This window comes from Calothrix sp. NIES-2098, assembly GCF_963875125.1.
GTDB lineage: Bacteria > Cyanobacteriota > Cyanobacteriia > Cyanobacteriales > Nostocaceae > Aulosira.
Genome location: NZ_CAWNKJ010000001.1, coordinates 7,075,861 through 7,099,475, shown reverse-complemented (window position 1 = coordinate 7,099,475; position 23,615 = coordinate 7,075,861). Strand labels below are relative to the sequence as shown.

The following is a 23,615-nucleotide window of genomic DNA, read 5'->3' as shown; positions in this document are numbered from 1 at the left end:
ACGCAACAGTGTTATGCCTGTTCCTTATGACTCTGATTTCGCTGCTTTTGAGTCGCAAGCAAAATCAAAACTTGATTAAGAATCAACTTCCACACATCAATTTGCTTGGTTTCAGGAATTCAGATTTTCGATCTCCGTGGTTATCGGTTTTGCTTTGATGATTGGTTACAAATCTATCTTCCCAATACAAATTACAGTGATTGATATTGGTGTTTTAGGCTTAGTCAGCTTAACTGTGCTACTTATAGCTGGCTTTCCAATACATCAAGCTATTATCAGCGTTATCAAAGTTTTGTTTGAATCTGGTGGTATAAGTCAGTAGTTGCATGGCTGAATAACCCCAGAAAGAATTAGCATAAACAAAATGGTAATGATAAAGACTTTCAATAAATTTTATAGTTTTGTGAATACACTAGCTGGCTATACTACCGCTAATGCCTGTGTTTAGAGCTTTTCTCACTTCCCTTGCCAACCCCATTTTGAGCTTGACTAATCTATTAGGTTACGAGAGACTTACTAATGACCGATGTGTAGACTTACAAATTTAATAATTTTTGTAAAAATTCTGAGATATATATTTTGAGAGATGGAACATTAGTTAACAAATGGCAAGTTTGTATCTAAGTGAAATGTTCCGACGGCTATATATTTAGCCATCAGCTGAGGCAATAAAATTTAAGCGTACTATCGTGGTTGGCCAAGAGCATGGAGACATTAGAGTTCATAATTTATCCAGATGGTCGGGTACAAGAGAAAGTCACTGGCATTGTGGGTGCTTCTTGTGCTGAAGTCACAGCAGCCATAGAAGCGCAGCTGGGACTAGTACTTACTCATGAGCCAACCTCGGAATTCTTTGCCACTTTGGTGCAGCAATCCGGTGTGGCGAATACGCAAACCTCTTTGAGTGATTGGTAATTGTTCAAAATAGTTTAGTGTCGTTAATTCACAACCACCATGTCACATTTTAGCCAAATCAAAACTCAAATCCGTAACCTCGACTCTTTAAAAGATGCTTTAACAGAATTGGGTATAGACTGGAAACCTGGCCCGCGTGAGGTACGTGGCTATCGCGGTAAAACCCATCCCGCCGAAATCTCAATTGAGCAAGAAAACGGCTATGATATCGGCTTTAGATGGAATGGCCAAGAATATGAATTGGTGGCTGACTTGCAATACTGGCAACAAAATCTTTCTGTAGATGGATTTTTGCGCCAAGTAACTCAGCGCTATGCTTATCAAACAGTTTTGAAAGAAACTTCTCGTGTTGGCTTTCAAGTTGCTGAACAACAACAACAACAAGATGGTTCGATTCGCCTGGTAGTACAACGCTGGAGTGCGTAATGGCTGATTTTCTGCCGTCACCGGAAGAACAAGAAGAAAATCGTTCCGGTTTAGAACCAGAATTAGGCGGTTTTTTACGGGATGCGCCAGAACGCTCTGGTTTAGAGCCGGAATTGGGTGGAATGCTACGGCAAAAGGGTGTTTATGTTGACGAAATCACCTGTATTGGTTGTAAGCACTGCGCTCATGTTGCTCGTAATACGTTTTACATTGAACCAGATTATGGGCGATCGCGTGTAGTTCGTCAGGATGGAGACGCAGAAGAAGTCATTCAAGAAGCAATAGATACTTGTCCCGTAGATTGCATTCACTGGGTTGATTACACAGAACTGAAAAAGTTAGAAGAGGAACGCAAATATCAGGTAATCCCTGTTGTAGGTTATCCAGTTGAACATGCTGTTGCTTCTACAGAACGGCGGCGTAAAAAGCAAAAGTTAAAAACCAAAAAATCCCGTTATTAAAATATCAAGTGCAATTAAAAAATTAAAGGCTGGTTTTACCAGCCTCTTTTGTTTTTTTGCGATTTATATTTTGATATTGAAGATTCTTGATGATGAAATCCTTGCTAAAAGCTGTTGGAGAAATTAATTGTCCTAACTATCTTGGTTAATGCATAATCCCATTCTCCCAATTCACAATTCAAAACTTAGAAAGCTAGATGCCACAAGGGTTTCTCAGTAGAGGCTGGGTATAATTCTTTTTCGCACATTGGGTTCTATTCTCCATCACCCATATCCCATTCTAGGGACGCAGAGTTTGATAAATGGCATCAGCATCTTCCCTAAAATTATTCTCTTTCTGGGAAGGTTTGCACTTTGCCATCTGGGCTAAGTACAGCTCGCATTCTGACCATTTGGCCGTATTTGTTTGGCGAAACAAAGGGTGCTCCTAAATTAGGCATTCCAGCACTGTCAACGAAGTCTCTGGCTGCTTTATTTAAAGGAAAAATGCGTTCAATAGTACCATCAACACCTACCATCAAACTATACTCTAGTGTTTGTCGCAACCCAGCCGGTGGTTGCCAACGTTTTTGGATATATTGTCTCGCTTCTGCTACCTGAGGTGTATCAAATAATGTGTTGTCCGTAGCTACTTGGGTGGAAGTAGAAGTTTTTTGTCCATTTCTCAATCTCTCGACTAACGGATTACTACTACCTCTAACTGGAGAGGTGATAGAAGTAGGATTGTATTCTCCGTCCAGCTTTGGTGAACTTGCTGTGCGATTGGGTATGGTAGGAAGTGGTGGAGCAGTTGTTGAGATATTTGGGCTAATAATATCTCTGCTAGGAGAGAGACTTGGTGGTAGTTCTCGCTTTTTAGGCAAAGCAATATCGGCTGGGCTAACTGCTCCGGGACGATTCAGTGTAGGATTTGGTTGAATGGCAATTTGCTGTCCGCCAATGCTGCTAGGTACTCCAAACTGAGAATTAGTAGGAAGAGTTGGGCTTGTCTTCTGAGGTAGATTCAATGCACTTCCAGAAGATGGCACAGTAGTACCCTTAGGTAAAGAACCAACAGTTGTTGGAGATGTAGGGAAGCTAGGATTAGATAAAGTAGGTAAGTTGCTGGAAAGGTTAGGATTAGCCGCTGTGGGCAATTTAGTAGTCGGGATTGGCTGGGTAGAGCCTACAGGTGGCAGTGGGGGTAAACTGTCTGGTGGTAAAAGTTCAGCTTGCGGGTTAGGTGAAGGCACAGATTGAGCAATTGGTGCAGATTCAGTAGTGGGTTGTTTGGCAATCTTTTGCTGTTTTGGCTGAGTGTTATTAACATATTGCAAAGTAACTGGTAATAAACCCACACCTAATACTAGTACAGCTGCTACAGGTGCCCAAGTTGGGAAGCTAACAGTCGAACTGCGACTACTTTCTAGAGTAGGTAACGCCATGATATCGGCCGAGTATTCATCTAAAGCAGTTGCCAAGTCGAATAGTTGCAGCAGACTGAGTTGAATGACTGGCCCAGATGCCTGGTTAGCTAAGGAACCAAGAAACAGCTTGTGATTCAAATAGCTGCTTGGTTCTAGATATATTTTTGTTTGTGGTATTTGAGGAGGAAAAGATTGTAATGTCTTAGTAGCTGGTAGAGAAGCAGGCTGAAAATTTGTTAATTGTGAGTCATCAGCTACTTTGCTGGAGTCTTGCGGCCCGGCAAAACTGAACCAAAAGCTTTCTGGAGATTGGTGAAGAAATTCCTGAACATAGCTTGTGACTGCATCACACAAAGCTTCAAGTTGGTCGCGATCGCCCCGAATTGGGAATCTGCTCTCTTCTGGTAGTCGCGGATCGTCAAAACGCAACTCAAAGCTTAGTTGCTTGAGAACAGTTTTTCCCATCCACCGGGACAAAGGTGAGTCTTGTGCCAAGACTTCTAATGTGCAAGTGGGGGGTGTGTAGCGACGAATGACAGAATTTGATAGAGGCATGGCAGAAACTGCGAAGGAGATGATTGGTGATTTTGGATTTGGGATTTTGGAGGAGCAATCTAAAATCCGTCTTGGAAAGTTTGACGCCAGGTGCTTCAAGCTGAGGAACCCATCCACTGCAATGGCTCAAATTTCCGCAAAATCTAAAATTTTGTGGAACGGTCTAGGAGTGCTAACCACAAACGACGGTGCCCGCCAGGGGCGCTGTAAAATAGTAAATCTACCAGCAGTTTGAGTGCCAGATGGGTAAGTAAATCTGTAGAGATTTCCTCGTCCTCTTCCATTCGTTCTTGGTAAGTGTTGCAGAAAGCATCAATATAGTCTCCAAGTAACGCGGTCTGATGAGGTTCCTGATTATTTTCCGCCATTTGTTCTAATAGACCGACAGCACGGCGAATTAATTCTTGGTGCTGTTTGGCAAGGTAGCAGATGATGAGAACTAGCGATCGCGCTTCTTCTACATCAAGTTTTTTTCGCCCTCCTTGACCTTTGCGTAACGGATTCGACTGGCGCAATCGCCATAAAGCTACGCGGTCTGGCACTCTTGACTCCAAATTCAGATCGATTGCTGCCGAGAGCATAGCCTCCGAACCAATGCCAGTTAGAGTTTCCAGCGCCAACAGCACTAAGTCCAACTGGGTTTTGATATTGTCCCACTGAACTGAGTTTGGGGCTGGGAGCTTGATTAGATCCTCCCACTGCGAATTTGGAGTGGCTGAATTTGTGGCCGAGTGCATAACTTTTAGCATAGGTGATCGGGCTAATAGGGACGGTTGCTGTTACCCATTTTGAAACAGACTCTCAAGCATTCAGGTTAGTTTCCTATAGCTATATTAGTCAGAAGCTTCAGTTAGCTTTTCTCACTTCGGTAATCAGCATGTATCTCTGTCTTACTCTAAAGGAAAATTTATTTTCTACAAAGTGGAAATATAATTACTTCACCATATAGACGTCTATAGTTCTAACTGCTTATTGATCGCAAAAGTATAAATAAACCTTATCAAATAGCTAAATCAGAGATCGCTAATAATCAATAGGCAATTAATCATTAGCAATCGATCGTTTATTTTATAGCGATCGCTGCCTCGATTGCCCACTGTTATCTTTTACCAGCAAAAGAAACAGAGAACGATCGGTGTATTTATCTACTTAATAATCTAAGTATTATCTTATTTTCACTAGCGAGCTAATAAAGGGTAATTACTTATATATTTAATTTTTCTGCTACTTTTTGTTTCAGTTTTTTTACCCTCAGGGAATTGGTACATTTCGTATAAAATTTTCTCAGTAATAGGCATTCATCAAACATCATAAAAATCATCATCTTGTTAGCAATGCTAAGTATTGGAGTTTTGCTCTAATACCTGTTTTTGTATGCTTTCTCTTCAGCGAAATCAAGCTTTTTGAATGTGTCTTAAAAATTATTTGTAATATGTTCATCAACACACTATTTACCAATCCGATACATTTTTTTAGAGTTGTTGTAATTGTCATTATTTCCATAACTTTACACGAACTGGCTCATGGCTGGGCTGCTATGAGTCAGGGTGATGATACACCAGAAAGAACTGGCCATCTCACACCGAACCCTGTGGTGCATATGGGTTGGGAATCGATAATTTTTCTTTGTCTTGCAGGTATTGCTTGGGGAAAAATGCCTGTTAATCCTTATAAGTTTCGCTGGGGAAAGCTAAGTAACATTTTGGTATCTGCTGCTGGGCCTTTGTGTAATTTGGCTTTGGCAATTTTATGTATCTCGTTATGCAAATTTTTTTTGTATTCTCCATTCAGGCAAATTGCCAGTGTAGAATTCATTTATATGGCAGCACGGATAAATTTAATCTTATTTTTATTTAATCTTATACCACTGCCACCGCTGGATGGCTTTTATGTTTTCAGTGAAATTTTTCCGAAATTAAAAGCATTGGAGAATAGTCAATTTGCTTCATTAGCTCTGTTTCTACTGTTTTTGATTCCCGGTATAGGGGCAACATTAGGTTATATAGCAAATTTTATTATTGCTATAGGCTTGCGCTAAATTAAATATTTTTAATTAAATAAAAATAACTTCTGTGATATTCAAACAAGCAATTATCTTAGCTGCTATAAGCATTGCTATTAGCTTGGCTAATATAGATATATCTGTTGCAAAAGAAGCAAGAATTCATTTGTTACTATCTTCTCAAAGTCGGCATCTCCCAAATGATTTGCATGATTTAAACCCTGCCAAAAACTTGGATTTTTCCTCAGTTAAATTAGATAAAATCAATGTAAAAATACCATATTACCAATCACAAGCTCGGTTTTCTCTAAGTTTAGGTATAAATGAGAGAAAACATTATCAATGTAAAAAAGAAAAAAGTTTTCTTTTGATTGATGTATATAATTTATTAGCTCGGTTACTGATTGTAATAAGTTTCGGTTCTTGGGGATTGGGTGGTTATTTTTCAGTTATTGAGCGTTATCTTAAACGCATACCTAAAGATTTTCTAATATTTATATACATAATTTTTGGACTGCTTTCTGTACTGGTAATCAGCAGTGCTTTTTTATCTAAATTTGCCTTTGCTTATCCAATTTCTAATTCTAGTTGTGCCTTGTAATGCGGGCACAATACCCGCACTACATTTTGCTTATTCTACATAAGCAACAGTGACACCACTACCGCCATCTACTTGTTCTGCGGCTTCGTAGTGACTCACTCTAGGATGCTGCTGCAAATAGGTATGTACGCCTTGCCGCAGTTTGCCAGTACCATGTCCGTGAATGATCCATATCGGGCCTATAGCTTCGGAAATTGCCTTATCTAAAAGCAATTCGGCATCAGCTACACGTTTTCCGCGCAAATCGACTGTATTTTTGGAAGTCCGGATTGCCAGGGCTGGTGGTGTTGGTGGAGTAACTGCTGGTGGTGCTGGTTTTGGTTTGACAATCGGTTCAGCTTTTTGCCCATCTAAAGATTCCACGTCTTCCAGCTTGACTGTCATTTTCATGATGCCAAAGCGAACAGTCAATTCACCATCGTCATCGGGGGCGACTAATACTTCTGCTGTTTGCCCAAACTGAGAAAGCCGGACGCGATCGCCTACTTTGGGCATAAATCCAGCTTTGGGTTTTGCTGGCGTGGCTGGCTGGAATTTCTGCGCAATTTGATTGAGGGCGTTAGTTGCTTGTTGGGCGTCTTGGGCGGTAGGCGTACCTTGCTGCAAGCGACGAATCACTTGGGCAATTTCACCTTTAGCTTGGGCGATCGCTTGTTGCACTGCTGCTTCTTGCGAAGCCTTTAAAGTACGTTCCCTTTCTTCCAAATTTGCGGCTTTGGCGGAAACTTCTTTATATAAACGTTCTGCTTGCTGTAACAATTTTTGTGCTTCCGCTGCTTTGGTTTCTTGGCTGCGGCGTTGCGCTTCTAAGCCAGCAATCACTTGGTTAACTTCGTCTGTTGCTCCTCCCAGATGGGTTTTTGCTTGTTCGACAACTTCTGGTTTTAGCCCCAAGCGACGGGCAATTGTCAAGGCGTTGGAACGTCCAGGTATTCCCCACAGCAACCGATAAGTTGGTGATAGGGTACTTTCATCAAATTCTACAGAAGCGTTCTCAAATCGCGCATCTTCGTATTTCAGCGCTTTGAGTTCGCCAAAGTGAGTTGTCGCTACTGTTAGTCGGGCGTGGCTGGCTAGATGTTGTAAAAGAGCGATCGCTAAAGCACTACCTTCAGCCGGATCGGTTCCTGCACCGACTTCATCAAGTAATACTAGGGATGAGGGAGATATGACTTCTTCATCTTCCCCTCTTTCCCCACCTAGCGCCTCCAAAATCCGACTAATCCGGCGGATATGTCCTGAAAAAGTCGATAAACTTTGCTGTAAGGATTGTTCGTCACCAATATCTGCTAAAACTTGGTTAAACCAAGGTATTTCTACAGGTTCGCGGGCGGGGACAAATAAACCCACTTTAGCCATCAATGCCGCCAAGCCGAGGGTTTTTAAGGTGACAGTTTTACCGCCAGTATTTGGCCCGGTGATAGTTACTACCCGAATTTCTGGATTGATCAATAAATCAACCGGAATTACTGGTTGGCTTTGTTCGTGTTGATGCTGCCATACTAACAACGGATGACGCAACTGCCGCAGAGTAATACTCTCTTGCTCGTTCCAGTTGATAAATCTGGGGGGATTGGCTCCTAGCCAAAAACTGTAACGTGCCCTGGCTGTAGCCAGATCCAAGGTAGTAACAATTGCTAATAACCTTTCTAAGTCAGGTTTAACGGCTGCTACTTGCTCTGTTAAAGCGCGGCGAATTACTTCTTCTTCTGTCTGCTCTCTTCTAATTGCTTGGCGTAATTGATTCCCTACGGGTACAATGCTATTGGGTTCCACATAGAGCGTGGCTCCACTGGTAGAGGTATCGTGGACAATACCGGGGATAACGTCTTTGTGTGTCGCTTTGACAGGAATAACAAAGCGATCGCCTCTTTGGGTAATCAGTTGTTCTTGAACTGCGCTAGATTTTGCTTGTAAAATATTTTGCAGCTTTTGCGTAATTTGGCTGCGTAATCTCCGCAGTTCTGTACGAATTTCCCCTAGCTTTTGGCTGGCGCGATCTGTTACCTGTCCCCGTTCATCGATACAACGGTGAATTTCTTGCTCAAGTTCGGGATAAGTCCGTAACTCGGCAACCAACTCCGTCAGGATGGGTAAATCTTCTTGGTTATCAATTACACGACGTAAATTCCTACTGCCAGCGAGGGTGGTAGCGATCGCTAATAATTCGTCCCCTGCCAAGATTCCTTGCAGTTCTGCCCGTTCCAGAGAATCACCAATATCTTGGATTCCCTCGAAGGATAGGCTGGGAGATAAACGGCTTTCCAGTTGGTAGACTTCTTTTGTTTGCTCCAACAACTGCGTACTTTCCGCTTGAGAGTCGGGAATTTTTAGCTGACGCGATGCGATCGCCCCTAACTTAGTTGCCGCAAAGGTCGAAAGATGCTGGCAGAGGCGATTCCATTCTAGTAGTTCTAAGGTTTCAGATTGGATCAAGGCTTCAATATCTAATCTGAATTTATCGTAACAATTCTAGCCACTAAACAGCTAATACTGTTTTCTTATTCAGATTCTGACAGACAACAACAGGGGATTCTAGGTAGCAGGGATGCCAGAGAAATGATGAAACAGCTAGCGATGCCAAGAAATGTTGTCATATGCTGAATTTGCCCTAATTTTGATTTTAAAACTGCAACTTTTTACCCTTTGTTCAGCCCTAAACCTTTCATTTGGCTGCCATTACCCTTTAGCCTGAAGCAATTCGTATTTTAGTAGCCGCTAATCAAAATCGTGTATTAGTGGCAACAGCAGGCATACCAGCAAAAATTCCCAGAGAAAAACCTATCTCTAACGCTAACCTTGCTACCAGAATTGTTAGCACCGTTGAGACAAAATTACCAGCAAAACTACCACAAATCATTAACGCGTAATAACTGACACATCAAGTTATATTTCCTGACAAATTAATCCTACATTAACCTTTAGGGAAAACAATACAAAAGCAGATTCTTGATTTTTCTCTGTCTCTCAATTGTCTGCATCTTGACAGTTACTTATAAAAAAATCGCACCAACTTCACCCACAATTTGATACCCTAGCTTAAACAGATTTGAGAAAAGTTTAAGCGTGGACATTCAACTTGGGCGGGGAAAAACGGCTCGGAGAGCTTACGGAATTGATGAGATTGCTTTAGTACCTGGTAACAGAACACTCGATCCGAGTTTGGCAGATACCAGGTGGCGCATCGGCAATATTGAGCGAGAAATTCCAATCATTGCTAGTGCTATGGATGGCGTAGTCGACGTGCGCATGGCTGTACGTTTATCGCAGCTAGGAGCATTAGGAGTTCTCAACTTAGAAGGTATCCAAACACGCTATGCCGATCCAGAACCGATTTTGGATAAGATTGCTGCTGTGGGCAAAGATGAATTTGTCCACCTGATGCAAGAACTCTATGCTGAACCAATCAAGCCAGAATTAATTGAAAAACGTATTCAGGAAATTAAGCAACAAGGTGGGATAGCCGCAGTCAGTGCTACGCCAGCCGGAGCAAGTAAATATGGCGAAGTAGTAGCCAAAGCTGGGGCGGATTTATTTTTTGTACAAGCTACGGTAGTTTCTACTGCACACCTCTCGCCTGAGTCTGTTGTGCCATTAGATTTGGCAGAATTCTGCCGTTCTATGCCCATTCCCGTAATTTTGGGAAACTGCGTAACTTACGAAGTGACTTTGAATCTGTTAAAAGCTGGGGCTGCTGGCGTACTGGTAGGGATTGGCCCTGGTGCAGCTTGTACCTCCCGTGGTGTGTTGGGTGTCGGCGTACCCCAAGCGACTGCGATCGCAGATTGTGCCGCCGCACGCGATGATTACTATCGAGAAACTGGTAATTACATTCCTGTAATTGCTGATGGTGGTTTAATCACTGGCGGCGATATTTGCAAGTGCATTGCTTGCGGTGCTGATGGTGTGATGATTGGTTCTCCCTTTGCTAGAGCTGCAGAAGCTCCCGGAAGAGGCTATCATTGGGGCATGGCAACTCCCAGCCCTGTGCTACCCCGTGGAACCCGCATTCGCGTTGCTACCACTGGAACCCTAGAGCAAATCCTCATTGGCCCAGCAGGACTAGATGATGGTACCCATAATCTTTTAGGAGCCTTAAAGACTAGTATGGGCACCTTAGGAGCCAAAAATATTAAGGAAATGCAGCAAGTTGAAGTTGTGATTGCGCCTTCTCTACTAACAGAAGGCAAAGTCTACCAAAAAGCCCAGCAATTGGGTATGGGCAAGTAAAGGGACAAGGAAGAAGACGCAGGGGAGCAGGGAGCCGGGAGAAGGGGGGATAAAGAAATAAGTAATGACCTTTGACCCTTGACTTTGGACAAATACCTAATCCTTAGTAGATAACAACTTCTATCCTTCAGGAAATTTTTCCAGTGTCTCAAACAATTACTGGAAAAATTACATATGTCGCCTACAATAGAGATAGCGGAGACGCATGTTTCCGTTCACTCCTCACACCACACTCCGCCCGGACTATGTTCGGGCGGTTCCTTATGTGTTTATAAATAAATTCTAGAGTTCTTTGCAAATGTACATCCTTCACTCCTAAGCAGCTGTTTTTGCTATGGTAGAATTTTCACGAAACTCAGAAATATAATTGGCAAAGGTTTTTAGGCATGTCAGCAGCCGCACAAGTTACGGATTCTACGTTTAAGCAAGAAGTACTCGACAGCGAAGTACCTGTTTTGGTTGACTTTTGGGCACCTTGGTGTGGTCCATGCAGGATGGTAGCTCCTGTTGTGGATGAAATTGCCTCTCAGTACGAAGGTCAGCTAAAAGTCGTTAAAGTAAACACTGATGAGAATCCTAATGTTGCCAGTCAGTACGGCATCCGCAGTATTCCCACATTAATGATTTTTAAAGGTGGGCAAAAGGTTGATATGGTCGTCGGTGCCGTGCCTAAAACTACATTAGCTAACACATTGGAAAAATATCTTTGAATCTCAATTGCTCGTCAGATCCTTCTGATTTTTCCATTTTCTCTAGTTTTTAGGTCAATATTTGTAAACAAGTTTGAGAGGCGCGAATCTCGCGTCTCAATAAAACTTTTTATCGTGGTAAATCTTTAGAGATTACGACAGCTAAATTAATTTTGTTATTCCTGTTGAGGACATCCTTAAGATAGGGCAATGGAAATCAAGCTACCATAGCCTGCATGAAACTGCTACGCGTTTACAAAATACACAAAAAGCTTTATTTATCAACTTTTTGAATTTTGAATTCCGCAAAGCTATAGCAGCACCTTGGTTGATAATTAACCAAAGGTGCTTTTTACTGCGATCGCGTAGTCGGTCGAGATAGAAAAACTGTTGGCGATCGACTAACGATGCAACAGTTGATACATAGCACTCGAAAATTAGATAAAATATAATGCCATTGTGCCAGCAGTTATCATGACTTCATCTGCGTCGTTTGATACATTAGAGTCTCTACAGGCGGACATCGCTGAATTAATCGATCGTTTACCGACTTTAAAAAATCAGCAATTCATCAAACAGGCACTTGCTACGATAGTGCATCTAGCTGATAGTGACATTGAGCGTCTTGATTGGAAAATCTTGTCGGCTGCTTTAGCAGACATGGAAAGGGGTTTTAAACTCTTTTATGCCTACCGACACGTCCGCAAAGTAACTATTTTTGGTTCGGCTCGCCTAGCGCCAGAAACCCCAGAGTATCACATGGCAGTGCAGTTTGCTCGGGCTGTGGCTCAGTTGGGATTTATGGTGATGACAGGCGGTGGTGGTGGGATCATGCAAGCTGGTCATGAAGGTGCAGGGCGAGAAAATTCTTTTGGTTTAAATATTCAATTACCCTTTGAACAACAGGCGAACCCTTTTATTGAGGGTGATTCAAAGCTGATTAATTTTAAGTATTTTTTCACGCGCAAACTATTTCTCTTAAAAGAGAGCGATGCTGTAGCTTTATTTCCTGGTGGTTTTGGCACTCAAGATGAAGCTTTTGAATGCATGACATTGAGCCAGACTGGTAAATTTGGCCCAGTCCCTGTAGTTTTAATCGATCGCCCTGGTGGAGATTACTGGCGGTCTTGGAGTACATACATCAATGAACAACTGGTGAAAACAGGTCTTGTTAGTCCCGATGACCCCAGTCTTTACACGGTTACAGACAACCTGGAGGTAGCTTGTAATGCTATTACCAGGTTTTACCAGGTTTATCACTCTAGCCGTTACGTAGGCGACCAGTTGGTCATTCGGCTAACGACAGATTTATCAAATGCTGAGGTAGAAAAACTCAATGCTGACTTTAGCGACATTCTTGTTAAAGGAAAAATTGAAAGAAGTCAGGCACTATCTCAAGAAGGTCAAGATGAAACAGTTGGATTACCCCGGCTTGTTTTGTACTTCAATCAACGCGATTTAGGACGCTTATATCAGATGATTGCAGTTATTAACCAAATGGGTGTTCATACAGTAGAAGAAACAGGGCATCCAGAACGGAAGTAGGTCTTAGGGGTGGGTTTGCCACCCTCGGATTTTCGCTTGTTGAGTCAGGTTAGCTGCATTAAAATCTACAGTTTTCCAATATTAAATTAGGAAGTTAGAGAAAAATTTTTAAAGTAATCTAGACAGCGAATTAATGAGTTTTTAGAGATTAGTGCGATCGCTGTCAGTATACAAGCCTTATGGCAAGGCAGAGGGTTTTAGTTAAATTTACTTTTCGTAATATAGTTATGTTTATTTACACCTTTCTACTTAAGCCGATCGATAGCCAGAAACTCTTGTGGCGATCGCTAAGATAGAAGAGTATGCCAGCTTCCCTCAGTATTAACCCAGAGTAATTTATGTTTATTTACATAAAAATTTAGTATAATTACGCAAACAGCGATCGCTCCAAAAAACCATTTTTCGCTGTATGATAACCAGCAAATATCATGTATTCAAACAGGTAATAATCCACACAAAACGAGTGGACAATTACCTGAAATGAAGACTAAACTAACTGATGCAGATTAAGCCTTCTGCCTAAAGATAGAATTTCGTCCTTATTTTTAAGATTTCATGTGTCAACCTTGTAACTTTACACATAAAATCAAAAACGAGGCGAAGTTTGGCATAAACATACTAGCCCAAATACATAAAATGAGTACGTTAACAAATCAGGGTGGCAAATTTATCACTAAATCACAAATGGCAGATCGAATAAACGATATCGCTTGGCAAGCACACCAAGGTAGCGTTGCCGCGATCATTCAAATATTGAACGAAAAACTAGTGGAATCTGGCGTGAGAACCAGAGCGATTTTTTCGGATGGTGTCTTACAACTTCTCTGTGAGGCACATACAGTAGATCAACTAGAGCAATCTACTATAGTCCAAAAAATCAGGCAAATCCTAGAGTCTATTGCACCACGCAATATTCGGCGGGTGAATATTAACAGTCGCATTGTTCGCGAACAGCAATTACTTTGGTTGACGGAAATTTACCGCGATCGCGATAATCAATTGCTTTGGTCAGAGGAAATTACTTTACCTCAACCAAGTATGATTCAGCAATTAATTAACGATTTGCAAAACTTCAAAGAGTCAAAGACAGAGCTAGCTCAGGTAAGTTTACCTAAGCCTAATTCTTTGCGAGCTGTAGTTTTTAGAAGAAGAAATCGGAACAAGAGTCAAAATAGACTGCTGAGTAAAAATATACCAAATCGTTCCTTTCTCATCGGGCTACTCAAAGTCTCTGGTTTATCCTTACCCTTTCTTTTGCTGGTTTGGTGCGCTTACACATGGTTGGACGGTAAACAGGAAAACTCAATTTTCGCAGAAACGTCTAAATCTTCAGATGTAAAACTGCAAGCATCGATTCCTACTAATAACAATATTTCTCAGACAGCTAATGACCCATTCGCGGCCGCCGTGCGGATTGCTAACGAGGCTTCTGCATTGGGTAAAACAGCCACAACTTCACAGCAGAAGTTAGAGCTAGCTAGTAAGTGGGAGCAAGCTTCAGATTTAATGAGCCAGGTGTCGCCAAACCACAGCCGCTATCCTGAAGCTAAAACGCGCATTCAACTATATAAAAAATATGCAGCTGCTTCTAAATCGTCAGCGAACAAGCCAGAAGCATCTCCTCCACCGCCTGTAACCAAAACTGCTTCTACTCCAACGGATGACCCATTTGCAGCCGCAGTGCGAATTGCTAATCAAACTTCTGCATCTGGGAAAACAGCCACAACTTCAGATCAATGGTCAGCTTTAGCTGCGAAGTGGCAAGAGGCTTCAGATTTAATGAGTCAGGTGCCAACCAATCATAGTCGCTATGCAGAAGCGAAAAGCCGCGTTCAACTATATAAGCAGTTTAGTGAGGCGGCAAAATCAAAAGCTCAGAAGGGTCAGTAATGGAATTAAATAAAGATGGGGATTAAAGCTCCCCATCTATCATAATCAAACCACAGAGGCGCAGAGAGCGCAGAGAAAGTTGCTGTAGCTAGACAAAGTATTAGAAAAAATAGCGATCGCTTTCTTCTGAATCAAGCAACAAATTTCAGAGGTAAGATAGCTTTTAGGAATATCTTTGACTTGCAGGATACTATGCAGCCTACTCAGGATTTGACCGAGAATCACAATCAAGCTGTTTCCGGATTAGAAACATAAATTTCACGTATCCAATTTCTCAAGAATTTCCTTGGTAACAATACTGCTGTACTCATAGATTTAAAGGAACATGGCGAACCGTGGACAGCGGTGGAAGAAGAGATAGAAATACCGTTGACGGTTCAATTTTTAATCGATGAACAGGGTAACAAAACCGCAGTTTTACTAGATTTGGAAGAACACGGTGAAATTTGGGAAGATATTTATGATAGTTTAATTGCCAAAGAGCGAGTCTTTGAGCCGACTGTATCATTTGCGGAAGTTAAGCAGTTACTTTAAGAGATGCGATTGCACTTTGCATAAATAACAAGCATACGGATTAAAGCACCTTTAATTATTGACAACATTAAGCTAAATAATTGTCAAAAATCCTATTACTTCAGATCCAATTTTTTTACCATGAGGTAGATGTCCTTTAACTGCGTTTCTACTAAAAGTGAGTTGCTCGTATGATAGCGGAACTTCATTTCTGCGCCAACCTACCTTTTCACTAAACTTCTCCCAAATTTCGTGTTGGTAATTTTGGTTTCCTCCTAAATTTTGATAAATTTCTTTTTGTGCAGTGAAGCCGAATAAATTACTGCTGTATTCCTGCCATAATTTATCAATAATTAATAGATGTTCGCGGGAGAAGTTAGAAATATCAGTTGGTCGAAAATATCTATCATTCTCTCTGCTGGAGATTTTGAGCATTGCATATAATGTGAGTTCATCAGCTTCTTGCCAATAACCTTCTTGAAGCAAATTTTGTAGTATTCGATAATCAAATTTATCTGTAATTAGAGCTTGTTCTTGCGAGCTTTTAAGTTGTGCCTTTTCTTGTTGTTTTAATTGAGAATTTAATTTCTCAATAATTTCGTTATTCTTGCTAAGTAATTTTTGAAAATTTTGCCGTTCTGCATCTTGTATCCTCCAATTGAAAAAATCTAACAAGCCAAGTATTGGTTTCATTTGTTTAGGCTCCTCAAACCCGGTTTTACACCAGCTTGCAAAGTGTTCACAGTTATTAGAAAATAGCTTATACTCGCATTCTCCTAATCTGCTTTCTGCACGTAATATGACAATGTCTGGAGAATCACAATCATCGTAGTGTTCTTTATAAATCTTTTTACCTTGGCTAAACTCTTGTATTGAATCTCTCCTAATACAACGGTCTGAGTAATGAATTACAGTTCCATCACCACAATCAATACCGTGGTGAGTATATGGCACAACGCCGATGAAATCGCACTCAATGTAAATATGGTCTGCTATGGCCATAGATGGGTGTGTTATTTACCACATTATCTTTTTACTATGATTCCCATGTTGTTTAGAGTTTTAACAATGAGTTTCATAAAATAGAGTAGCTTAAACGAAGCTAAACACAAGACTAGTGCTTATAATCCAATCTCTTTCGCAGCAAAAAAATATGTAGAGACACAATAGAATCATGTCTCTACATAATATAAAAATCTAATTGATTAATTTAACTAAACACTCATTTCTAACATCCGTTGCATTGGACGCAAAGCGGCTAATCGAATCTCTTCAGACATGGTGATTTCAGGAGTCCGATTTTTCATTGCCCAATAAACTTTTTCTAAGGTATTTAACCGCATAAACGGACATTCATTGCAATTACAGTTATTGATTGGTGGCGCAGGAATAAACCGCTTTTGAGGAGCTAGTTTTTGCATTTGGTGAATAATACCTGGCTCTGTAGCTACAATAAATTCTTGTGCAGAACTTTTTTGACAATAATTGAGTAACGCTGCTGTAGAGCCGATATAGTTAGCATGGCGCAAGATGCTAGTTTCGCATTCTGGATGGGCGATCGCCTCTGCTTCGGGATGGGTAATTTTTAACTGGACAATTTTCTTTTCTGAAAAGGTTTCATGGACGATGCAGCTACCATCCCATAGCACCAAATCTCGTCCGGTTTGTTCTATGACGTAGCGCCCCAAATTGCGATCGGGGGCAAAAATAATTGGCTGATCTTTCGGTATTTGCTGCACAATTTTCACAGCATTGGAACTGGTGCAGATAATATCGCTCATGGCTTTAATATCGGCAGAGCAGTTGATATAAGAAACTACTAAATGATCGGGATGGGCGGCTTTAAAGGCTGCAAACGCTTCCGCAGGACAACTGTCTGCTAAGGAACAGCCTGCGTTCAAATCTGGTAACAATACCAATTTGTCAGGATTGAGTATCTTTGCTGTCTCTGCCATGAAGTGAACACCAGCAAAGACGATCGCATCTGCATTGGTATTAGCTGCGGCTTTTGCTAGTTGTAATGAATCCCCAATAAAGTCTGCAATATCCTGGATATCTGGCTCTTGATAGTAATGCGCTAAAATCACCGCGTTGAGTTCTTTTTTCAGACTCTCAATCGCCGCAAATAAATCCAGTGGTAGTACACCCGGATGGGTGGTTTCTCTTTGAGCAAGTGCAGTGTTGAACACAGTAGGGGTTGCTTAGGGTTGCAAGTATTTGACCTGTGGATTCAATTATAGTAGTTTTTACCAAAAAATATAGTGGTTTTTACCAAAAATCGTTAAAGCTTCATGTTGCAAATTTGTGTCCAAATCCTGCTGAGTTGCCTATCCTGGAAGTAGACGGCAAGGACAGTGGCATGACCAGTGAGATAACACAATCAACAAACCTCAAAATAGCAGTAGTTGGCGATGTTCACGACCAATGGGAAGTAGAAGATGGTATTGCACTCAAGCATTTGGGTGTGGACTTAGTGCTGTTTGTGGGGGATTTTGGCAATGAGTCGGTGGAAGTGGTAAGAGCGATCGCTTCTGTTGACATTCCCAAAGCAGCCGTGATGGGCAACCATGATGCCTGGTACACTGCCACAGAATGGGGACGGAAAAAGTGTCCCTACGACCGCACCAAGGAAGACTGGGTACAGGAACAACTCGATTTATTGGGGCCTGCCCATGTCGGTTACAGCAAGCTAGATTTTCCGGCTTGGAATCTAACTGTAGTTGGAGGTCGTCCTTTTACTTGGGGTGGGCCAGAGTGGAGATTTGCTGACATCTGCAAAGAACGTTACGGTGTCACGGATTTGGAAGAATCAGCAGATAAAATTATGGCTGCGGTCAAAAGTGCTGCATACGACACGATTATTTTTCTCGGACACAATGGGCCTAGTGGATTAGGCGATCGCCCAGAAGACCCCTGCGGCAAAGACTGGCTCCCCATTGGCGGCGATTTTGGCGATCCAGATTTTGGCGAAGCGATTTCCCAGGCTCTCAACGCTGGTAAAACCATTCCCCTGGTGACATTTGGACACATGCACCATAGCCTACGGCATACTAAGAAGACGCTGCGAAAGCCCGTTCTGAAAAGCCCAGAAGGGACAATTTACTTGAATGCGGCTAGTGTACCCAGGATAGTAGAAACCCACAGCCACAAGCAGCGTAATTTTTCCCTAGTCTCCCTAGAGGCGGGTGTAGTGTCGCAAGTCTCCCTAGTTTGGGTGGGCAATGATTACCAGATAGTATCAGAGGAAATTTTTTACGAGCGATCGCGTCCAGTAGTGCAATCTGCGTAGATGATGAGATATAGTATTATCTGTCTGCTTTTGTGCTAACTTAGGAAAGCGTTTGCCTAGTAGGTACACATAAAGCTAGACAGTTTACTGGAGAGGTGGCAGAGTGGTCGATTGCGTCCGACTTGAAATCGGATGAGGCTAAAACCTCCGGGAGTTCGAATCTCCCCCTCTCCGTTGAATCATATTTTTGTCAGTCATAGAAGTGCAGAAGGCTCTTTCCTAAAAGATATACACAGTCCATATAGCACACTTATTTTGCATCTACAATATATCCAAAGCTGCACAAATAGTATTTGGTTAAATACTGATGAAAGATATCAACATTAAACAAGAAGCTCATAAATTAATTGATAGATTACCAGAAAATTCCACATGGGATGATTTGATGTACCAAATTTATGTACGACAAACTGTGGAAGCTGGACTAGCAGATAGCAAAGCTGGTAATCTAATTTCTGTACAAGAAGTGCGGAAAAGATTTGGACTGCCAGAGTGAATGTTTACTGGACAGAAACAGCAGTAGAAAATCTCTCAGCAATTTATACTTATATTGCCCAAACTTCTCCACAGTATGCGGCTAGGGTTGTTGACCTTATAACTAGACGTTCCCAACAGATTGCTAATTTTCCTTTGTCGGGTCGAACTGTATCAGAATTTGAAATCGAGCAAATTCGAGAAGTGATTGAAGGTTCATATAGAATTATTTATTATATTAAACCCGAACAAATTGAAGTACTTGCTGTTATACATGGTTCACAGCAAATTACATCGAGTTCTCTAGATGAATAATATTGGGTTAATTGAATGCTTTCTTCTCAGATGTATTCTCCAAGTAAAGTGAAACTGTATTAGCGATTATTACCTGGAGTTTTATACTGTCCCAATTGGGCGAAGCGAATTTCAATCCGCCGACGTTTGGGATTGTCGTTTCTATCTGGTAGTGCAAATCCCTGATCGTCTGGTAGAAGTAGTTGTGCCGCAGAATAGGCTCTAAACTTTAGCCGTTTGAAAAGTCCTGATTTTTTTTGACGTTGCACATTTTGCAGTTCTTTGACTACTGCTAAGGCTCGCATTAAACCTAAATCAGCATTAGAACCTGGACAAAGAATAGAAACATCTTTATTACGAGTAGCTACTTCTTCTAGTTTCGTATCCAAATTACTACCGACGCGATCGCTACACTTCAAAAAACCAACTTCTTCACCATCGGTATGACCAATGACTTCTATAACATCAACTTTTTTATTACTATTTTCAATTTTATTTATATTATTTTCAATCTCTTTTAAAATTATGCCATTCTGTCCATTCTGACTAATATCGCTTTTTAAATTACGCGGTAAAACTGCACTACCCGAATCGAAATTATATTTTTCTGATGGCAGTTCAATGATTGTTGGTTTATCATCTGCACCAGTTGATATACGAGAATCATTAATACTTTTTGAATTTCTAGCTATTACTAATAATAAAAGCAATGTAATAATCATAAAGGCATTAGACATTAAATCCGTGAAAGAAGTCCAGATGCTAAAAGTATCATTCATCGGTAAACTTCTTGTTCTTCTACGCATATTGCAATCTCTCCATTGAGACTATCCTCCAGTTTTTTGCAATTGAACTAATGCATTTAATAAATCAGAAAAATTAGTCTGGATTTGCTTCATTGTTTGAGCATTTCGATCAATGTTCTCTGCTATATTCTGTAATTGATTAATTTGGTTGCTTACTAGCGATGCATTTTGATTTAACACAGATACTACTTGCGATATATTTGTATTAGAAGACTGTGTAGTATTTTCAATTACTCCAGCTAAACTCTGCAATCTATTATTGTGATTGCCGACTTGTCCTGTGTGCTGAGTTAAAGATGTTGTTAGCTGGGATACATTAGTATTGAAAGATTGGCTACTTGCTGACAGTGTATTAGCATTTTGCACCAGGCGATCGCTTACATGAGTTAGGTTTTGTTGATTGTTTTGAATTAAGCTCTGGATTTGTGAAGAATTTTTAACCAAAGCATCACCAATATCTTGCAGATTATCTGCATAGTCTTCTAATTTATCTATCGCCTTGTCGAAAGATTTTGTCGAGTCACGCAGAGAAGATGTGATATCAGAGAATGTTGTTGTTAATCTTGCCAAGTTGTTAGTAGCATTGCTTAAGACATTAGCACCTGTTTGCATCGACTGCGAAGACTGATTTGCTACAGCTTGAAAATTATTAGCAGATGTATTTAATGTATTAGAAGCTGCTGTCACAGCATTTTGAAAATCTTGAGTATTTTTCGGTAGAGTTGTAACAAAACTGTTTAAGCTTTTGGAATAGTTATCTATAGACTGAATTAGAACATCTATCTTTTCTGCCACAGTTGGCTGGTTTTGCGATAGAAAAAAATCATTATCAAGGTAATCTTCTAAGGAAATCAGCAGTTTATCCTTCTCTAAATCTAAATCATAAGTAGGATGAAACTTCGTCAGAAAAACACTTCCCGCTAATGCAGCCAAGCTACTAACGAATGCGATCGCCATTGAACCGATAATATCTGGTAAGGCTTTTTGTAATTGCAGTTCACCACCAGTATTCCTACTTATTAAGAATAAATTCATTGTAATACCCAAGAACGTCCCCAGTAAGCCAAGAGCTAAAAGCGAGTTGGGAAGCAATTGATAAGAGCGCTTATGTCTCTCCCAAATTTTTAATTCTTGATTTTCACTACATCTTTTTTCTATTAAAGCTATTTTATTAATTTTCTCATATTGATTTTTACTAATACCTTTAACTTTCTGAAGTAGTTCAGTCTGAATTTTTTGCTCTATTATATCTATTTGTTGAAGTAAAGCATTCTTTAGCCTAATACCGTCAATAGTAGATTTTACAGTTAATCCCACAAAGGCTAGAACTATTAAAAAAGGAAACCAAGGTATAAATGATGGTGTAATTAAATAAAGCAAGAATAATACGAAACAAATGATAAATACACCATAGCGAAGTGAAAGTTGATTCATAATTCAGCAACTTCAAGAAATTATTAATAGATCAGAAATATGTAATAAAACTTCTAAGTGTGTATAATTGATCGTATCATGATTGTTGTAGTATAAAATACGTTAAATACATTTAGTCAAATATCTTCTAAGTTCAGCCTAGGTTACTAATTGACAAAGATTGCTTGGGACAATCTCTGCCACGGTGGCGTTACATGAATACAAAGCTCTCAAAAATTATCGGCGGACGTTACGAGATTGTTGCATTGCTTGGGGAAGGTGGTTTTAGCAGAACTTACCTAGCCAATGACTTATTTCATCTGGGAGTTCAGTATGCAGTTAAGCATTTTACTTTCTCTAGCACCAAGCAAAGTGAGGTTACTAAAGCTCAAGAACTATTTCAACGCGAAGCAACAATTCTCAACAAATTAAATGGACATCCATGTATTCCTCAGTTTTTCGAATACCTGGAAGAAAATCAAGAGTTTTACTTTATCCAACAATATATTCAAGGAAATACTTTAAGTAAAGAAATAAAATCTCGGCAAAAGCTAGAAGAGCCTCAAGTTATAAAAATATTAGATAAGTTAGTAAGTATTCTTGCGTTTTTACATATAAATAACGTGATTCATCGTGATATCAAACCAGAGAATATAATTCTAGGTAAGGATGATAATTTGTTCTTAATTGACTTCGGTGCAGTTAAAGAGTTTATTGCTAAAAATACTAGACTACAACAACCAGGAACTCAAATTTATACGCAGGGTTATGCTCCAGTAGAGCAAATGCGAGGACACTCTCTACCCAACAGTGATATTTATGCATTAGGAATGACATTAATTGAAGCACTCACAGGTCTAGAACCTCAATCCTTGCCAATAGATACTTTAGGCGAAGTTATCTGGAGAGATAAAGCAGATGTTAGCGATTGGCTAGTAACTATTTTGACTAAAATGGTGCGCTACGAATCTCAGGTGAGATATCAATCAGTTGAAGAAATACTAAAAGATTTAGATACAGAGTTAACTACATCAAATTCACAAATCACTCAAGCGATCGCACCACCTGTAAACCCATATCCAATAACTGGTGAATCTACAAGTAATATAATTTTATATGTGCTAATGGTAGTGTTATCTATAATTGCAATTCTGTATGCTGCTGGTTTACTACCAGGGAAAAAAGATACACAGCCACAAAGACAACAATCTTCATTAAGATCGTTGAGTTTGGATGTTTAGTAGCAAGCTTAGAAGCGGTGTATCTTATCGCTAAATATTGCCTCTTATTCTCCTTTCTTCCCCTTGCTTAGATCGTGCTACCATTACCAATAAATTCTTTTGGGATGTCAAGATATGGCTACCCTTCATCCGCTAAATATACCTGATGAGTTATACGAACAACTGCAAGAGTTAGCTAAAGCTGAAAATAGCTCAGTTGATGCTCAAGTTATTACAATATTGCAGAACGCCCTGGAAATAAAGACACAGGAAACAGAAGACGAAAGGCGAAAGAATGTACTCAAGCTTTTAGAGGAAAGTCGTCTGCGTCGTGAAAAGCTTCCTAAGGATATCGAATGGCCTGATAGTACTGCTATGCTTCGAGAAGACAGGGATAGATGACTACTCTTAAGTGTGTCTTAGATGTCAGTGTGTGCATCAAGCACTTTGTCCCAGATGTACTATCTCCTAAAGTTGATTAACTGTTGGCTCACGTTGCCAATTCTCAAAATCAATTCTTTGTTCCTGATTTGTTTTACATTGAAAGTGCTAACGTTTTGTGGAAATACATCCGTGCTGGTCTTTATCCTACTGCGAAAGTCACAGCAGATCTAGCTACTCTCAAGAGTTTACGGTTACAGGTTGTCTCGACAGCTGACTTGATGGTGGATGCAGTTACTATCGCCTTATCTTATGGGATTTCTGCCTACGATGCTTCTTATGTTGCGCTTTCGCAACAGGTTGGCGCTACTTTGCTAACTCTTGACGGTAAGCTGGTAAGGGCTTTAAGCGCTTCTTCTTTCGATGTTTGCTCGTTTAATGACTTTGAAGTACCACCGTTGCCTTAATATAAAAGCGTAGACGCTTCGGGGCCTGTCGTTAGACA

23 protein-coding genes, 1 tRNA gene and 2 pseudogenes are annotated in these 23,615 nt (G+C 40.5%); 19 read left to right on the top strand and 7 right to left on the bottom strand.

Annotated features, from left to right (window positions below; all coding sequences use genetic code 11):
- Positions 1 to 136: 136 nt before the first annotated feature.
- From AACU33_RS29790 to AACU33_RS29775, 4 genes are all read left to right on the top strand, one after another.
- On the top strand, positions 137 to 322 hold the full coding sequence (locus AACU33_RS29790; protein ID WP_096593768.1) for a hypothetical protein: 186 nt from the start codon (positions 137 to 139) through the stop codon (positions 320 to 322).
- Between the two features lie 383 nt (positions 323 to 705).
- Entirely contained in the window at positions 706 to 915 is a 210-nt protein-coding gene (locus tag AACU33_RS29785) for a DUF2997 domain-containing protein (RefSeq protein ID WP_096593766.1), read from the top strand.
- A gap of 39 nt (positions 916 to 954) precedes the next feature.
- Positions 955 to 1,341, top strand: coding sequence for a DUF1257 domain-containing protein (locus AACU33_RS29780; protein WP_096593764.1), 387 nt, complete (start codon positions 955 to 957; stop codon positions 1,339 to 1,341).
- Positions 1,341 to 1,802: a ferredoxin gene (locus AACU33_RS29775; RefSeq protein WP_096593762.1), complete on the top strand. Its 462-nt coding sequence runs from the start codon at positions 1,341 to 1,343 to the stop codon at positions 1,800 to 1,802. Before AACU33_RS29780 ends, AACU33_RS29775 begins: the two co-directional genes overlap by 1 nt.
- Before the next feature lie 326 nt (positions 1,803 to 2,128).
- Here AACU33_RS29775 and AACU33_RS29770 read toward each other — a convergent pair whose 3' ends face one another.
- Together AACU33_RS29770 and AACU33_RS29765 are read right to left on the bottom strand one after the other, a co-directional pair.
- Positions 2,129 to 3,763, bottom strand: a complete 1,635-nt coding sequence (locus AACU33_RS29770) for a DUF4335 domain-containing protein (protein WP_096593760.1) — start codon at positions 3,761 to 3,763, stop codon at positions 2,129 to 2,131.
- 143 nt (positions 3,764 to 3,906) lie between these two features.
- Positions 3,907 to 4,512 carry a DUF3038 domain-containing protein gene (locus AACU33_RS29765; protein WP_096593758.1) on the bottom strand — a complete coding sequence of 202 codons (606 nt, stop codon included), beginning with the start codon at positions 4,510 to 4,512 and terminating at the stop codon, positions 3,907 to 3,909.
- A 683-nt stretch (positions 4,513 to 5,195) separates the two neighbouring features.
- Here AACU33_RS29765 and AACU33_RS29760 point away from each other — a divergent pair.
- Both AACU33_RS29760 and AACU33_RS29755 read left to right on the top strand, forming a co-directional pair.
- Positions 5,196 to 5,801: a site-2 protease family protein gene (locus AACU33_RS29760; RefSeq protein WP_096593756.1), complete on the top strand. Its 606-nt coding sequence runs from the start codon at positions 5,196 to 5,198 to the stop codon at positions 5,799 to 5,801.
- A gap of 34 nt (positions 5,802 to 5,835) precedes the next feature.
- Complete coding sequence (locus AACU33_RS29755; protein ID WP_096593754.1) at positions 5,836 to 6,366, top strand: hypothetical protein; 531 nt, start codon at positions 5,836 to 5,838, stop codon at positions 6,364 to 6,366.
- Positions 6,367 to 6,396: 30 nt separating this feature from the next.
- Here the strand turns inward: AACU33_RS29755 and AACU33_RS29750 are convergent, their stop codons facing one another.
- Positions 6,397 to 8,802, bottom strand: a complete 2,406-nt coding sequence (locus tag AACU33_RS29750; protein ID WP_096593752.1) for an endonuclease MutS2 — start codon at positions 8,800 to 8,802, stop codon at positions 6,397 to 6,399.
- Positions 8,803 to 9,104: 302 nt separating this feature from the next.
- On the opposite strand from AACU33_RS29750, the gene AACU33_RS29745 reads away from it, so the two are divergent.
- The 6 genes and pseudogenes from AACU33_RS29745 (at position 9,105) to AACU33_RS29720 (ending at position 15,254) form a co-directional block, all read left to right on the top strand.
- A complete protein-coding gene (locus AACU33_RS29745; RefSeq protein WP_339376370.1) occupies positions 9,105 to 9,236 on the top strand; it encodes a hypothetical protein in 132 nt (43 codons plus the stop codon).
- A gap of 196 nt (positions 9,237 to 9,432) precedes the next feature.
- Complete coding sequence (locus AACU33_RS29740) at positions 9,433 to 10,596, top strand: GuaB3 family IMP dehydrogenase-related protein (RefSeq protein WP_096593750.1); 1,164 nt, start codon at positions 9,433 to 9,435, stop codon at positions 10,594 to 10,596.
- A gap of 362 nt (positions 10,597 to 10,958) precedes the next feature.
- Positions 10,959 to 11,306 (top strand): annotated as a pseudogene (trxA, locus tag AACU33_RS29735) (thioredoxin); the annotation flags it as partial.
- A gap of 453 nt (positions 11,307 to 11,759) precedes the next feature.
- The gene (locus AACU33_RS29730; RefSeq protein ID WP_096593746.1) at positions 11,760 to 12,830 is read left to right on the top strand and encodes an LOG family protein; all 1,071 of its coding nucleotides are present in this window, start codon (positions 11,760 to 11,762) and stop codon (positions 12,828 to 12,830) included.
- Between the two features lie 636 nt (positions 12,831 to 13,466).
- Positions 13,467 to 14,438, top strand: a pseudogene (locus tag AACU33_RS29725) (hypothetical protein); the annotation flags it as partial.
- A gap of 627 nt (positions 14,439 to 15,065) precedes the next feature.
- On the top strand, positions 15,066 to 15,254 hold the full coding sequence (locus AACU33_RS29720) for a hypothetical protein (RefSeq protein WP_096593744.1): 189 nt from the start codon (positions 15,066 to 15,068) through the stop codon (positions 15,252 to 15,254).
- Positions 15,255 to 15,326: 72 nt separating this feature from the next.
- On the opposite strand, the gene AACU33_RS29715 is transcribed toward AACU33_RS29720, so the two are convergent.
- Both AACU33_RS29715 and nadA read right to left on the bottom strand, forming a co-directional pair.
- A complete protein-coding gene (locus AACU33_RS29715) occupies positions 15,327 to 16,235 on the bottom strand; it encodes a GUN4 domain-containing protein (RefSeq protein WP_096593741.1) in 909 nt (302 codons plus the stop codon).
- Positions 16,236 to 16,447: 212 nt separating this feature from the next.
- Positions 16,448 to 17,422 carry a quinolinate synthase NadA gene (gene nadA, locus AACU33_RS29710; RefSeq protein WP_096593738.1) on the bottom strand — a complete coding sequence of 325 codons (975 nt, stop codon included), beginning with the start codon at positions 17,420 to 17,422 and terminating at the stop codon, positions 16,448 to 16,450.
- Positions 17,423 to 17,592: 170 nt separating this feature from the next.
- Between nadA and AACU33_RS29705 the strand changes: the two genes are divergently transcribed.
- From AACU33_RS29705 to AACU33_RS29690, 4 genes are all read left to right on the top strand, one after another.
- Positions 17,593 to 18,522 (top strand): TIGR04168 family protein, encoded by a 930-nt coding sequence (locus AACU33_RS29705; RefSeq protein ID WP_096595434.1) that lies wholly within the window; start codon positions 17,593 to 17,595, stop codon positions 18,520 to 18,522.
- A gap of 89 nt (positions 18,523 to 18,611) precedes the next feature.
- Positions 18,612 to 18,696, top strand: a tRNA-Ser gene (locus AACU33_RS29700).
- 133 nt (positions 18,697 to 18,829) lie between these two features.
- Positions 18,830 to 19,018: a hypothetical protein gene (locus AACU33_RS29695; protein ID WP_096593735.1), complete on the top strand. Its 189-nt coding sequence runs from the start codon at positions 18,830 to 18,832 to the stop codon at positions 19,016 to 19,018.
- Entirely contained in the window at positions 19,015 to 19,311 is a 297-nt protein-coding gene (locus AACU33_RS29690; protein ID WP_096593732.1) for a type II toxin-antitoxin system RelE/ParE family toxin, read from the top strand. Before AACU33_RS29695 ends, AACU33_RS29690 begins: the two co-directional genes overlap by 4 nt.
- Before the next feature lie 59 nt (positions 19,312 to 19,370).
- Here AACU33_RS29690 and AACU33_RS29685 read toward each other — a convergent pair whose 3' ends face one another.
- Both AACU33_RS29685 and AACU33_RS29680 read right to left on the bottom strand, forming a co-directional pair.
- On the bottom strand, positions 19,371 to 20,096 hold the full coding sequence (locus AACU33_RS29685; RefSeq protein ID WP_096593730.1) for a flagellar motor protein: 726 nt from the start codon (positions 20,094 to 20,096) through the stop codon (positions 19,371 to 19,373).
- A 21-nt stretch (positions 20,097 to 20,117) separates the two neighbouring features.
- Positions 20,118 to 21,530: a methyl-accepting chemotaxis protein gene (locus AACU33_RS29680; RefSeq protein WP_096593727.1), complete on the bottom strand. Its 1,413-nt coding sequence runs from the start codon at positions 21,528 to 21,530 to the stop codon at positions 20,118 to 20,120.
- Positions 21,531 to 21,724: 194 nt separating this feature from the next.
- Here AACU33_RS29680 and AACU33_RS29675 point away from each other — a divergent pair, with 194 nt between their 5' ends.
- From AACU33_RS29675 to AACU33_RS29665, 3 genes are all read left to right on the top strand, one after another.
- Positions 21,725 to 22,750, top strand: coding sequence for a serine/threonine-protein kinase (locus AACU33_RS29675; protein WP_096593725.1), 1,026 nt, complete (start codon positions 21,725 to 21,727; stop codon positions 22,748 to 22,750).
- 114 nt (positions 22,751 to 22,864) lie between these two features.
- The gene (locus AACU33_RS29670; protein ID WP_096593723.1) at positions 22,865 to 23,131 is read left to right on the top strand and encodes a hypothetical protein; all 267 of its coding nucleotides are present in this window, start codon (positions 22,865 to 22,867) and stop codon (positions 23,129 to 23,131) included.
- 83 nt (positions 23,132 to 23,214) lie between these two features.
- Positions 23,215 to 23,577: a type II toxin-antitoxin system VapC family toxin gene (locus AACU33_RS29665; RefSeq protein WP_339376368.1), complete on the top strand. Its 363-nt coding sequence runs from the start codon at positions 23,215 to 23,217 to the stop codon at positions 23,575 to 23,577.
- The last annotated feature ends 38 nt before the right edge of the window (positions 23,578 to 23,615 follow it).